The organism is Pseudomonas sp. SIMBA_041, from assembly GCF_046535095.1.
GTDB classification, from domain to species: Bacteria; Pseudomonadota; Gammaproteobacteria; order Pseudomonadales; family Pseudomonadaceae; genus Aquipseudomonas; species Aquipseudomonas mucoides.
This window is the reverse complement of sequence record NZ_JAWRXJ010000396.1, coordinates 1-266: the sequence shown is the minus strand read 5'-3', so window position 1 is coordinate 266 and position 266 is coordinate 1. Positions and strand designations below refer to the sequence as shown.

Annotated in this window: 2 protein-coding genes; both read left to right on the top strand. The window is 50.0% G+C overall.

The features are described from left to right. Positions 1-6: 6 nt before the first annotated feature. A complete protein-coding gene (gene pspB / locus SB725_RS31640; protein ID WP_410923385.1) occupies positions 7-129 on the top strand; it encodes an envelope stress response membrane protein PspB in 123 nt (40 codons plus the stop codon). Further along, positions 129-266, top strand: a 138-nt coding sequence (locus SB725_RS31635; protein ID WP_410923383.1) for a PspC domain-containing protein, incomplete at its 3' end; no start/stop codon positions are given. The genes pspB and SB725_RS31635, both read left to right, overlap by 1 nt.

The following is a 266-nucleotide window of genomic DNA, read 5'->3' as shown; positions in this document are numbered from 1 at the left end:
AGTGAATTGTCGCAAAGTGAGCAGCAGCGATTAGCGCAACTGGCTGATGAAGCAAAACGGATGCGCGAACGTATTCAGGCGCTGGAATCTATTCTTGATGCAGAACATCCGAACTGGAGGGATCGCTAATGGCGGGCATTAATCTCAATAAAAAATTATGGCGTATTCCACAGCAGGGCATGGTCCGCGGCGTCTGCGCCGGGATTGCCAACTATTTTGATGTACCGGTAAAACTGGTGCGTATCCTGGTGGTGCTGTCGATTTTC